This is a genomic window from Alcaligenes sp. LTN-3, from assembly GCF_059735605.1.
In genome coordinates this window covers 583,254-595,811 of the sequence record NZ_JCAPDN010000003.1, presented here as the reverse complement: position 1 = coordinate 595,811, position 12,558 = coordinate 583,254, and the positions used below count along the sequence as shown (strand labels likewise).

Below are 12,558 nucleotides of genomic sequence, written 5' to 3'. Positions count from 1 at the left end.
CAGCATACCTAGGCACAGTCCAGTACAGTTTTAAAAAACTGTACTGCCCACCAGACCCATACACCGTGCCCAAGCCCGCCCCATGTCTGCCGTTACCCGTATAGACCACATCATGCAATCCGTGCGTGAACACATCGCGGCACGGACATATCCGCCCGGCACCCGCCTGCCTTCGATACGTGCCCAAGCCCAGGCAGCGGGGGTTTCCGTGTCCACCATTGTGGAAGCCTATGACAGGTTGGCGGCTGAAGGCCTGATCCAAGCTCGTGCAGGGTCCGGCTTTTACGTGACGGCTCCGTTGGCCCCGCTGAACTTGGCCGCCCTGGATCCGGCTTTGGAGCGGGATATTGACCCGTTATGGATCTCGCGCCAATCCTTGGAAGCAAATGCAGATGTCTTAATGCCGGGCTGTGGCTGGTTACCCTCGGACTGGATGTACGACCAGGGAGTGCGTCGGGGCCTGCGCAAGGCAGCGCGTAGCCACAGCTCAGACTTAACGGACTACGGTTCGCCACTCGGTCTGGAGGCGTTGCGACAACGACTGGCCCGCCGTCTGGTGCTGTCCGAAATTGATGCGGCGCCTCATCAAATCATGCTGACCGACTCGGGCACACAGGCCATTGATCTGCTCTGTCGCTTTTTCCTGGAGCCTGGCGATACCGTCCTGGTCGATGACCCGTGCTACTTCAATTTCCACGCCTTATTGCGAGCGCACCGAGCCAAGGTCGTCGGTGTGCCCTACACGCATCAAGGCCCCGACCTGGCGGCTTTTGAGGCGGCATTGCAAGAGCACAAACCCCGCCTCTACATCACCAACTCCGGCATACACAACCCAACCGGCGCACGCCTGTCGGCCATGACGGCGCATAGCGTACTGGCCATGGCACAACGTGCTGACCTCTATATTATTGAAGACGATATTTTCGGAGATCTGGAAACCCGCCCCGCAACCCGGCTAGCTGCACTGGATGGCCTGTCCCGCGTGGTGCAAATAGGCAGTTTCTCCAAAACACTATCGGCCTCGCTGCGTTGCGGATACATTGCTGCCCAGACTGCCTGGATCGAAAGCTTGGTGGATTTGCGCACCGCAACCAGCTTTAGCAGCAACCGCCTATCCGCTCAGATTTTGAATAGCGCACTTAGCGACAGCGGCTATCGCAAGCATCTGGAGCGCGTTCGATACCGGCTCTCCAAAGCAATGGATCACAGCCTGACCCAGCTGGAGCGGCTCGGCCTGACACCCTGGCTGCACCCCCGCGAGGGCATGTTTCTATGGTCACGGCTGCCCGCTGGACATGACGCCTTGAGTCTGGCCCGTGCGTGCCTGCCGCAGGGAGTGGTACTGGCTCCAGGCCCTGTGTTTAGCCAAGCTCCTGATGCCAAGCAGTTCCTGCGTTTCAACGCCGCACAATGCACGGACAAACGCGTCTTTAGCGTACTGAAACGCGCACTGGACAAAGAGCTGTCTGCCTAAAGCGCCCAGAGGTTTCAGGCCTCCTGCCGCCACACCCATATCAGTGTCCCGGTCGCGGCCAGGGGATTACAATCTGCCCTGTTATGCGGCCCATGTGGACCGCCACCACTGCCCCCATTCCCATGTCCCCAAAAGACTTACGCGATTTATTCCTGCTGGCCGCCATCTGGGGCGGCTCGTTTTTATTTACGCTGCAAGCTGTCCCCGACTTTGGTCCCTTCCCGCTGACCGCCGTGCGTGTCGGTTTCAGCGCCTTGGCCTTAATGAGCTACATCACCGTCACCGGACGTTTACCCTCCTTTCTGGCGAACTGGCAACCCATCTTTGCACTGGGTATTCTGAATGCCGCCGTACCCTTTTCCTTATATGCCTTTGCCGCCTTGCGGCTGGAATCGGGGCTGCTGGCCGTCTTGAACGCCATGGCTCCCTTGTTTGGTGCGCTTGTCGCCCGAGTCTGGCTGAAAGAGCGCCTGACACCCAGCCGCATTTTGGGGCTTTGTCTGGGTTTTCTGGGCATTCTGATTCTGGTGTACGACAAACTTAGCTTCAATAAAGGCGCCGAGGGCTGGGCCGTACTGGCTTCTTTGCTGGCTACCGTGTTCTACGGTATTGCCGCCAACTTTACCGCCCGCTACCTGCGTGGTGTACAGCCACAGGCCGTCGCCGCAGGCAGCATGGTCAGCGCAACATTGGTGCTGTTGCCAGCGGCTATTTACTGGTGGCCCGCACAGTTTCCGGGTCTGCATGCCTGGGGCGCTGCGCTGTCCTTATCCTTGCTGTGTACAGCGGTCGCCTACCTGATTTTTTACCGCCTGCTGTCCAATGTCGGCCCCTCCAAAACCATTACGGTGACCTTTCTGGTGCCGCCGTTTGGGGTGCTGTGGGGTGCCTTGCTCTTGGACGAAGCGCTGACCGCGCAGATGCTGATCGGCATGAGCACCGTACTATTTGGCACCTTGCTGGCCACAGGACTGATCGGCAAACGCAAGGCAGCGTAGGTCAGCTACGCCGCCTTGCGCGCCCAGCTCTACACGTGGGCCGCAATGATGGAAACAGATAAGCAAGACTAGCCGTCCAGCCCCTGCTCCTGCCGCCAATGCCGGTAACGTTGCTCCAGCACCAGGCGCAAGGTTTCATAGCTGTTCCAATCGTCGGGCACGTGATAAATCGATGGCAAGGCCGCGTCGTCCAGCGTATCCACGTAATCGTCCAGAAACAGCTCGTCGTAATAAAAATCACTGAAAGCCTTACCCAGCTCGGACAAGTACTCGCTGACCAGCACATCATCGCAACACTCTTGCAGCAGTTGCGAGCCTTTGAGCATGTGATCACGGCACTGGCGAACCTCATTAGGGTAGCGATCTACGAAAGCACTCGCCAACAGGTCTTTTTCCACCAACCAGGCCAAATACATACCTATGTGTGTACGGCCGCCTTGCGGACCCAGATCGGCGGGATAATCTCCCCCAACATGCCAGTCTACGGCGTCATATTTAACGGGATCAGTGTGCGTTTTCAATGTCGAACCTCCGTAGGGATGCGTATGTCCTGAATCAGTATATCGATCACACAGCGGGTTTTAAGAAAACAATCTTAATAGTATCAATCCATTAGACACTCACACAGGGGACAGCCCAATAAAAAGCCGCCCGAAGGCGGCTTTGTCCAGCAACGATAGAAACAGCAGCAGATCGGAAATTATGTTCGCTCGAAAATCCCGGCGGCTCCCATGCCAGTACCGATACACATGGTGAGCATGCCGTATTTCAACTGACGACGCTGCAAGGCATGAACCACGGTCGCGGCACGCATGGCACCCGTTGCACCCAGAGGGTGGCCCATGGCAATAGCACCGCCCAGCGGATTAACGCGCTCGGGGTCCAGGCCCAGATCACGGATCACCGCCAGAGATTGAGCAGCAAAGGCTTCGTTCAGCTCGATCCAGTCCATCTGGTCTTGCTTCAGGCCAGCCAAGGCCAGCGCATGAGGCACAGCTTCTTTAGGGCCGATACCCATAATCTGCGGCGGCACACCACGGACCGAGAAGGTCACGAAACGGGCCAGCGGCGTCAGGTTGTGCTCACGCAAGGCACGCTCGGAAACAACCAACAAGGCGCCTGCCCCATCTGAGGTCTGCGAGCTGTTGCCCGCCGTGACCGAGCCACGCGCAGCAAACACGGGACGCAGTTTGCCCAGCACTTCCAGGCTGGTATCAGGACGTGGACCTTCGTCACGATCAACCACTTGGGTCTTGACGGAGATTTCCTGAGTGCTCAGGTTCGGCTGACGACGTGTGACCGTCACAGGCAGAACTTCGCCCGTGAACTCGCCGGACTCCCACGCCTTGACGGCTTTCTGGTGCGACGCCAAGGCAAATGCGTCCTGATCCTCACGGGACACTTTCCACTGACGCGCCACTTCTTCGGCAGTCAGACCCATGCCGTAGGCAATACCGTAGTTCTCATCCGAGGTAAAAATCTCGGGGCTGAACGAGGTGTTTACACCCATCACCGGCACCTGGCTCATGGACTCCACACCCGACGCCACGATGATGTCCGCCTGGCCCGTACGGATACGGTCGGCAGCAATCGCAATGGCGCTCAAGCCCGAGGCGCAGAATCGGTTGACGGTCATCCCGGCCACGGTGTGCGGCAGGCCTGCCAGCAGGGCAGAAATACGCGCAACGTTAAAGCCTTGCGGGCCTTCAGGCAGAGCGCAACCGGCTACCACCTCTTCAATGGCCGCAGGGTCCAGTTTGGGAACATCGGCCAGCATGCCGCGAATGGCCTCAGCCAGCAACTCGTCAGGGCGGTAGGACGAAAACACACCACGAGGCGCTTTTCCGATGGGCGTCCGCTTGGCAGCGACGATATAAGCTTGTTGTACAGTCATGTCTACTCCTTGATCCGCTCTAGTTACGCACTGGCTTGCCAGTGCTCAACATCCCAGTGATACGTTCCTGGGTCTTGGGGGAATTGAGCAGCTCCAGGAAAGCCTGCCGCTCTTGCGCCATCATCCAGGCTTCATCCACCAGCGAGCCGGGATCCACATCGCCCCCGCAGATCACGGTTACGACTTTCTCGGCAATATGGAAGTCATATTCCGAGATAAAACCACCTTCTTTCATGTTCACCAACTGTGCTTTCAGCGTGGCGATGCCATCGCGACCGGCAACCGGGAAGCGACGTGGCAATGGCGCACGCCAACCAGCGCTGGCCAGAGCCTGTGCCTGACGTACGGCCACGTAAACCAGTTCCTGGCGGTTCATGACGATGGTGTCAGACTCTTTCAGGAAACCAAGCTGACGGGCGTCCAGAGCGGAGCGCGACACCTGGGCGCTGGCGATAGCCAGAGCAAAACGCTTCAGATAGGCCAGCAGCGGGGCATCGGGTGCACCCATGGCTTGCAGTTCAGCAGAGCGACGAGCCGAGTAAGCCAGACCACCTGCGCCTGGAACCAGACCCACACCCACTTCAACCAGACCAATGTAGGACTCGAAGTGAGCGACGCGGTGCGCGCAATGCACAGCCAGTTCGCAACCGCCACCCAGTGCCAGACCGGCCACAGCAGCCACCACCGGCACTTGGGCGTAACGGATACGCAAAACCATGTCCTGCATGGCACGTTCCACAGGCTCAACGCCGGCCACACCTTCTTTCTCGAACACGGGCAAAATGGCTTTCAGGTCCGCGCCTGCGGAGAATGGATCACCCTCCTGGGCCACCACCAGCGCCTGATACGAAGCTTCGGCCAATTCAATGGCCTTGAACATGCCATTGACCACACCGGGGCTTAGCGTGTGCATCTTGGTCTTGAAGGACACGATCAGCACATCTTGTGGGTGCGGCGCGGGCAGTGTCCAGCAACGCACCGACTCATCTTCAAAAACGGTGGTGGTTTCCAGAGATTCGACCTCGCCAACCAGCAAAGGTGTGCCAATGTGACGCTGGTAAACAGGCAGATGGCTACGGCCTTCAAAACGGCTTTGCGAAGGATTCCAGGAGCCAGCGGCGGTGTGTACACCTTGCGCTTCCCACACAGGACCACGAGTCGCCCAGTCTGGCAGCGCCTGGCTGCTCAGCGTCTTGCCCTCTTGAATGTCCTGGTTGATCCACTCCGTCACCTGACGCCATCCGGCAGCCTGCCAGATCTCGAACGGGCCTTGCTTGTGGCCAAAGCCCCATTTCAAGGCCAGATCCAGCTGACGTGCGTTGTCGGCAATGTCTTGCAGATGAATGGCGCTGTAGTGGAAGGTATCACGCAGCACCGCCCACACGAATTGAGCCTGAGGCTTGTCGGACTCGCGCAGCTGACGCAGGCGCTCAGCCGGGTCACGTACGGCCAAAATGGCGGCCACATCGGGATCAATTTTCTGGTCAGCGGCCACGTAATCACGCTGCTGGGCATCGAAACGCTGAATCTCGCGACCCTTCTTGCGGAAGAAACCGGCGCCGGTCTTTTGACCCAAGGCGCCCGCATCAATCAGGCCCTGCACTTCTGGCGGCAGGCCAAAGTGTGCTTTGAAGCTGTCATCGGGCAGTTGATCCTGCATGGTGCGGATCACGTGTGCCAGCGTATCCAGACCAACCACGTCGGCGGTACGGTAAGTACCCGATTTGGCGCGGCCCAGGCGCGTGCCCGTCAATTCATCAACCTGCTCGTAGGTCAGGGAGAAACGGCGAGCCTGCTCGAACACGGACAGAATGCCAAAAACACCGATGCGGTTACCGATAAAGTTGGGGGTATCTTTGGCGCGAACCACGCCCTTGCCCAACTGCGATACCAGGAAAGTTTCCAGAACATCCAGCAGCTCGGGCTGGGTGTATTTCGTGGGGATCAGCTCCACCAGGCTCATGTAGCGCGGTGGGTTGAAAAAGTGCACGCCGCAAAAACGTGGGCGCAGCGCTTCAGGCAGAACGTCCGCCAAGGACGTGATGGACAAACCGGACGTGTTGCTGGCAATGATGGCACTAGGGTTCAGTGCTGGCCCGATTTTGCGATACAAATCCTGCTTCCAGTCCAGACGCTCGGCAATGGCTTCGATCACTAGATCGCAATCGGCCAGACGATCCAGATTGTCTTCGTAGTTGGCGGGTTCGATCAGGTCGGCCAAGTCTGGCGTACCTAAAGGAGCGGGATTCATTTTGCGCAGATTGGCAATGGCACGAATGGCAATGCCATTTTTTGGACCCTCGCGGGCGGGCAGATCAAACAGAACTACTGGTATGCCTGCATTGACGCAATGAGCGGCAATTTGCGCGCCCATGACGCCGGCACCGCACACGGCGACCCGACGCAAGGTACGGGCACTGCCCGTCACTGCACTGGCTGAACTAGATGTCATAGGTTTGTCTCCAGGAAACTGAAACCCCACGCAGCATAAGGCCCCAAAAGGACGCTCTACGATGCGAGGCAATCGAATAATCGTACACGCACAACCGGCTTTAAGACCATAAAGTCTTTTTTATTTTCAATCAAAGATGAGCATAGATCAAATCCGTCTTCATAAAACGGTCCATGTTCTGATCCTGGCCGGCCTGTCCATTCACTTAGACTTCTTTGCATAAAATTCAAACGGTCGTTTCAATGTCTTTTATTTCAATAGATTGAACCCATAAAAAGCCTATTTCCCCCTTCATTACCAGCAATTGCTTCATACCCTACCAAGCTGGCACCACACATGGTTTCAAGTTGTTTATTTAATTCTTTTCTTATTTATTTCAATTCATTTTTATTTAATTTTTTGATTTACTTTAATTAATTTTTTTCTTTAAATATTTCAAACAAATAAGGAACACTTGGGGATGGCAAGAGCTTGGAGCCATCCCTGCCCAGCAGCCATGCTCTTACTGATAAAGGCACCGCAGCACCTTTGGCAAGGAGGATCAGCCCCCTACCCGAGCCCACAAGAGGGCAAAAACGGCTTAATTTGTATGCCAGAATGCTCAAACTTCCACTTTTGACGAGCCCTATCCGCCTTCATTGCCCTATGACCCGGTCTCAAGAAGCTCCCCCTTTATCCTTAAGCGCTCTGTTTCTGATCTTTGCCCGAATTGGCCTGACCAGCTTTGGCGGGGGCTTGAGTGGCTGGCTAATGCGCGAGTTTGTCGTCCAGCGACGCCTGATGAGCCAGGCAGACTTTCTGAGCGGTCTGGCCCTATCCCAGGCACTACCCGGCATCAATGTGGTGAATCTCTCTATTTGGATTGGTTACCGTCTACTGGCCGGACCTGGAGCTTTGCTTGCCACGCTGGGCATGGTACTTCCCCCGCTGCTCCTGGCCATTTTCATGCTGATTGGTCTAGAACAACTGACAGGCTCTACCCTGGTGCCTCAGGCCATGGCCGGGATTGCCGCAGCCGCCATCGGTCTGTCGCTTGAAATGGGCGTACGCTCGGCGCGCAGCGCAGCTACCGGAATTGTGCCAATTGCGATCATGTTGGCGGTTTTTCTCGGCATTTTCGTCATGGAATGGAGCCTGATCCCCGTTATTCTGATCTGTGCGCCGCTGTCCGTCTGGTACGCCTGGCTACAGCTTGGGGATTCATCGGCAGCACAATCATGATCACGGTCCTGTTCCAGCTCATGCGCGTGTTCGCGCCTCTGTCTTTTCTGACTATAGGCGGCGGGCAGAGCATCATCCCGGAAATTCACCGGCAATCGGTAGAAATCCATGGCTGGCTCAACAATCAGGAGTTTCTGGACCTGTTCGCCCTGTCGCGCCTGACACCCGGCCCGAAATCCTTGCTTGTGACTCTGGTGGGTTGGAAGGCAGCAGGCTGGGCCGGTGCCCTGGCCGCATCCGTAGCCATTTTTCTACCATCGGCCTTACTGATCTACTACTTGGCGACCATCTGGAAACGCCATGAAGGCACGCGCATCATCCGCGCTATTGAAATCGGGCTACTACCCATTGCCGCAGGCATGATCCTGGCCGCCAGCGGCACAATCCTAAAAGCGGCTCAAGGCGGATTGTGGGCCTGGGGCACAGCTCTGGCCTGTACGGCCATTCTGCTGCTAAGTCGCATCAACCCTTTATGGTTACTGGCAGGTGGCGGATTGCTATTTGCCTTGATGCAACCCGCCACCTAAGATAAATTCGCCCCGTAAACATGAGGACTTCATCGCTAGCCCCGACTTTAAGTAAGTGGCTGTATCAAGCGCCACAAAATAGGTCATAAAAGCGTCACGATCCTGTGTTCAGAAAGCGCAAGACATTGAGCCGCCAGAGCTGCAAGCAGTACAATGGCAGGTCCTTTTACCTCCCTTTTGCCCGCGACATGGCTGTAAATACTGACCAAGCCGTACTAAATCTGGATTCTGCCTCGCTGGGTTATGGTGCTTTTACCGTACTGGCGGACGTGTCCATGACCGTCCAGAAAGGCCAGGTCGTTGCCATGATGGGGGGATCGGGTTCCGGAAAAACAACACTTCTGCGTGCTGCTACTGGGCAAATTCGCGCCCAAAAAGGCACGGTCACGGTTTTTGGCCAGGACCTGGCCAAGCTGGACGGCGAGGCCCTGCGCCAGACGCGTCAACGCATGGGTGTACTGTTTCAGCAGGGTGCCCTGTTTACCGACCTGAACGTATTTGAAAACGTGGCTTTCCCTTTGCGGGAGCTAACAAACGATTCTGAACCCGCCATTGAAGATCGTGTGCTGGACAAGCTGGACGCCGTTGGCCTGCGTGCCGCCGCCCATTTGGGCATCAATGAAATCTCTGGCGGTATGGCCCGCCGGGTTGCCTTGGCTCGCGCCATTGTGCTGGAGCCCGAGCTGATTCTGTACGACGAACCCTTTGCCGGCCTGGATCCTATTTCTATGGGCATTACCGCACAACTGATTCGAGACCTGACGGATCGCCTGAACTGCGCTTCGGTACTGATTACGCACGATGTGGCCGAATCTTTTGCCATTGCTGATCAAGTCTATATGGTTGGCCAGGGACGTTTGCTAACCCAAGGCACGCCCACCGAGCTGCGCGCCTCCAAAGATCCCTACGTGCAACAGTTCCTGCGTGGCGAACCCGATGGCCCCATCGCCTTTAACTATCCCGTCACCCCGGCTTTTGAAGCCTGGCTCCAAAATCGGACGACGCGCTCATGAACTTCATTACCGCCCCGATTAGCGCGCTAGGCACTGCGATACGCAACAGCATTTACGGGCTGGGCGCATTCAGCCGCCTTTTTGCTGCCTTGCTAGCACGTTCATCGCTGCTGTGGCGCCGCCCCCGTCTGGTTTCCCAGCAAATTCACTTTATCGGCAACTATTCGCTGCTGATCATTGCCGTTTCCGGCCTGTTCGTCGGTTTTGTGCTGGGCTTGCAAGGCTATTACACACTGAATCGTTATGGTTCCGAAGAGGCGCTGGGTCTGCTGGTCGCCCTGTCTTTGGTACGAGAACTGGGCCCCGTTGTGACCGCTTTGCTGTTCGCTGGTCGGGCCGGTACGTCGCTCACTGCCGAGATCGGTTTGATGAAAGCCGGTGAACAGATTGCTGCCATGGAAGTCATGGCAGTCGACCCCTTGCGACGCCTGCTGGTGCCGCGTTTTTGGGGTGGCATTATTGCCATGCCTATTCTGGCCGCCGTCTTTTCCATGGTCGGTATTTTGGGCGGCTATATCGTCGGCGTACAAATGATCGGCATTGATGCCGGCGCCTTTTGGTCACAGATGCAAAATGGCGTCGATGTGATTGATGACGTACTCAACGGTGTGATCAAGAGCCTGGTATTTGGCCTGATCGTGACCTTGATTGCGCTGTATATGGGCTGGCATGCCAAGGCCACGCCCGAAGGCGTTTCTCGCGCGACCACACGCACCGTTGTCAGCGGCGCTTTGGCGGTATTGGGCACGGACTTCCTGCTCACCGCCCTTATGTTCAGTTAACTATTTAGGAATTGCTCAGCTATGAATCGCGAGAAAACCGATTTCTGGGTTGGCCTGTTTGTTTTGCTGGGGCTGGTCGCACTGGCATTCCTGGCTCTGCGGGCGGGTAACCTCAGTTCTTTTTCCTTTGCCAAAACCTACCAAGTCTCTGCCAAGTTCGATAATCTAGGTGGCCTGAAACCACGTGCGCCCATCAAGGCCAGCGGTGTGGTCGTTGGTCGAGTCAGCTCCATTGGTTTTGACAATCAGGACTTCAAAGCCGTGGTCACACTGGATATGGACGAACACTACAAGTTCCCCGTAGACACGTCGGCCTCCATTCTGACCTCGGGCCTGTTGGGTGAACAATACATAGGTCTGACTGCCGGCGGCGACGACAAGAATTTGCAAAGCGGTAGCACCATTACCTATACCCAAAGCGCGGTTGTGCTGGAGGAACTGATCAGCAAGTTCCTTTACAACACGGCCTCCAATGACGGCGGCTCCAAATCGGAGTAGTAAACCGCTGACTCATGCTCATTACAGACGACACAACCATGAATACAACAACTCGCCGCTCTTACTCCCTGCCTCGTGGAGTCCGTTTGAGCCTGGTCGGTGCCAGTGCTGCCCTTGTGGCCGGTTGCGCCAATGTGCCCAACCCCAACCCCCAGGACCCATGGGAGAGCATGAACCGTGGCATCTACGCTTTTAACGAAACCGTGGACGGCGCGCTGATCAAACCCATTGCAGAAGGCTATACCGCCCTGACACCGCAGCCCGCACGCACCTGCATTAGTAACATTTTCAACAACCTGGGCGATGCCTGGTCGGCCGTCAACAGCTTCCTGCAAGGCGAGCATGTTGACTTCTTCAACACCCTGGGCCGTGTCCTGTTCAACTCCACCATGGGCCTGGGTGGTTGTATCGACGTTGCCACCATGAACGGCTCTGAGCGCATCCCCAACGACTTTGGCGTAACGCTGGGCGTATGGGGCATCAAGCCTGGACCTTACGTGGTTCTGCCCTTCTTTGGCCCAAGCACGGTTCGTGACGGTTTGGCACGCGGCACCAGCTTCCTGGAAGGCTTTTCCTCCACGGGCCCGATCATGGCGATCAAGGATGTACCGGTACGCAACAGCATCATGGGTCTGTGGGCGCTGGATGCCCGCGCCGGCGTGCTGGATACAGAAAAACTTGTTAACGACATCGCCCTTGACCGCTACAGCTTCATACGCGACGCTTACCTGCAACGACGCCATGCGATGGTTCAAGACCGTCGCACCGGTGGCGACTCTAGCCAGGACCTGCCTGACTACTCGGACGCAGACGAATAAAAACGCCCTGCCCGCAGAACATTATTCCGGAGTTTTTTTATGATTTCCCGTCCCGCCTTGGGCGGGACTGCTTTGCAGTCCTCTCCCTCTCGCCTGATTTCCTGGGTTCTGACCACCTGTGCCGCGCTGGCCCTGTGTTTGTATGCTGTCGCCGCGCACGCCCAAGCCGCCGACCCTAAAGGCGAGCCCAACAAGTTTGTTGAAACGGTTGGCAATCAGGCATTGCAAGTTGTCAAGGCAAGCGAGGCCATCCGCAAGGGTGATCGTGCTGCCATCACGGCCGCTGTGAACGAAAACATCATGCCGTACGTGAACCTGGAAAAGACCACTCGCCTGTCCGCTGGCCGCTACTGGCGCCAAGCCAGCGCAGATCAACGCCAAAGACTGGTCGAGGCTTTCAAGGGCACCTTGGTTCGCACCTACAGCGGCGCCTTGTCCCGTGTGGATGACAAGACCCAGCTGACCATTCTGCCTTTCCGTGGTGATGCCAATGCGGACGACGTGGTTGTGCGCTCCTCGCTGACCCAGTCCAACGGTGGCCCGGTTGGCGTAGATTACCGCCTGGAGAAAACACCTGAAGGCTGGAGAATCTACGACTTGAACGTGGAAGGTATCTGGCTGATCCAAAACTACCGCAACCAATTTGCCCAGCAAATTGAACAAAGTGGCATTGATGGCCTGATTCAGGCGCTGAACAAGCAAAACAGCTAAGACAGGCCGTGGCAAGCTCGGGCGCTTTGGTCGAGCTTTCTTAAGCAGACCAGAGTCGTACTCTATAATAAAGAGCCTGATCACCCCCAAACAGGTCTACGCCCATGCGTAGGCCTGTTTAGTTAACAAAGACGCTACCGCGACGACTTGTACCGCCACACTCGCGTCAG

The 12,558-nt window shown here is 56.8% G+C and carries 12 protein-coding genes; 9 read left to right on the top strand and 3 right to left on the bottom strand.

Translation table 11 applies throughout. The features are described from left to right. Positions 1 to 82 precede the first annotated feature (82 nt). A complete protein-coding gene (locus AC6I6N_RS15680) occupies positions 83 to 1,474 on the top strand; it encodes an aminotransferase-like domain-containing protein (protein ID WP_108728403.1) in 1,392 nt (463 codons plus the stop codon). 122 nt (positions 1,475 to 1,596) lie between these two features. After that, entirely contained in the window at positions 1,597 to 2,472 is an 876-nt protein-coding gene (locus AC6I6N_RS15675) for a DMT family transporter (RefSeq protein ID WP_497943622.1), read from the top strand. 68 nt (positions 2,473 to 2,540) lie between these two features. Here the strand turns inward: AC6I6N_RS15675 and AC6I6N_RS15670 are convergent, their stop codons facing one another. The 3 genes from AC6I6N_RS15670 to AC6I6N_RS15660 form a co-directional block, all read right to left on the bottom strand. Beyond that, entirely contained in the window at positions 2,541 to 2,993 is a 453-nt protein-coding gene (locus tag AC6I6N_RS15670; RefSeq protein ID WP_497943621.1) for a DUF7832 domain-containing protein, read from the bottom strand. Positions 2,994 to 3,172: 179 nt separating this feature from the next. Further along, positions 3,173 to 4,366, bottom strand: a complete 1,194-nt coding sequence (locus AC6I6N_RS15665; protein WP_094197979.1) for an acetyl-CoA C-acyltransferase — start codon at positions 4,364 to 4,366, stop codon at positions 3,173 to 3,175. A gap of 19 nt (positions 4,367 to 4,385) precedes the next feature. Further along, positions 4,386 to 6,818: a 3-hydroxyacyl-CoA dehydrogenase/enoyl-CoA hydratase family protein gene (locus tag AC6I6N_RS15660; protein ID WP_497943620.1), complete on the bottom strand. Its 2,433-nt coding sequence runs from the start codon at positions 6,816 to 6,818 to the stop codon at positions 4,386 to 4,388. Between the two features lie 645 nt (positions 6,819 to 7,463). On the opposite strand from AC6I6N_RS15660, the gene AC6I6N_RS15655 reads away from it, so the two are divergent. The 7 genes from AC6I6N_RS15655 to AC6I6N_RS15625 all read left to right on the top strand — a co-directional run bounded on the left by AC6I6N_RS15655 (position 7,464) and on the right by AC6I6N_RS15625 (position 12,388). Further along, entirely contained in the window at positions 7,464 to 8,039 is a 576-nt protein-coding gene (locus tag AC6I6N_RS15655; RefSeq protein WP_094197981.1) for a chromate transporter, read from the top strand. After that, a complete protein-coding gene (locus tag AC6I6N_RS15650) occupies positions 8,036 to 8,566 on the top strand; it encodes a chromate transporter (protein ID WP_094197982.1) in 531 nt (176 codons plus the stop codon). Before AC6I6N_RS15655 ends, AC6I6N_RS15650 begins: the two co-directional genes overlap by 4 nt. 188 nt (positions 8,567 to 8,754) lie before the next feature. Next, entirely contained in the window at positions 8,755 to 9,579 is an 825-nt protein-coding gene (locus tag AC6I6N_RS15645; RefSeq protein WP_094197983.1) for an ABC transporter ATP-binding protein, read from the top strand. Beyond that, positions 9,576 to 10,361 carry a lipid asymmetry maintenance ABC transporter permease subunit MlaE gene (gene mlaE / locus AC6I6N_RS15640; protein ID WP_162496915.1) on the top strand — a complete coding sequence of 262 codons (786 nt, stop codon included), beginning with the start codon at positions 9,576 to 9,578 and terminating at the stop codon, positions 10,359 to 10,361. The genes AC6I6N_RS15645 and mlaE overlap by 4 nt, the downstream gene beginning before the upstream one ends. 21 nt (positions 10,362 to 10,382) lie before the next feature. Further along, on the top strand, positions 10,383 to 10,859 hold the full coding sequence (mlaD, locus tag AC6I6N_RS15635; RefSeq protein WP_094197984.1) for an outer membrane lipid asymmetry maintenance protein MlaD: 477 nt from the start codon (positions 10,383 to 10,385) through the stop codon (positions 10,857 to 10,859). 38 nt (positions 10,860 to 10,897) lie between these two features. Continuing rightward, the gene (locus tag AC6I6N_RS15630; protein WP_108728782.1) at positions 10,898 to 11,677 is read left to right on the top strand and encodes an MlaA family lipoprotein; all 780 of its coding nucleotides are present in this window, start codon (positions 10,898 to 10,900) and stop codon (positions 11,675 to 11,677) included. Between the two features lie 39 nt (positions 11,678 to 11,716). Beyond that, positions 11,717 to 12,388: an MlaC/ttg2D family ABC transporter substrate-binding protein gene (locus tag AC6I6N_RS15625; RefSeq protein ID WP_094197985.1), complete on the top strand. Its 672-nt coding sequence runs from the start codon at positions 11,717 to 11,719 to the stop codon at positions 12,386 to 12,388. Positions 12,389 to 12,558 lie beyond the last annotated feature (170 nt).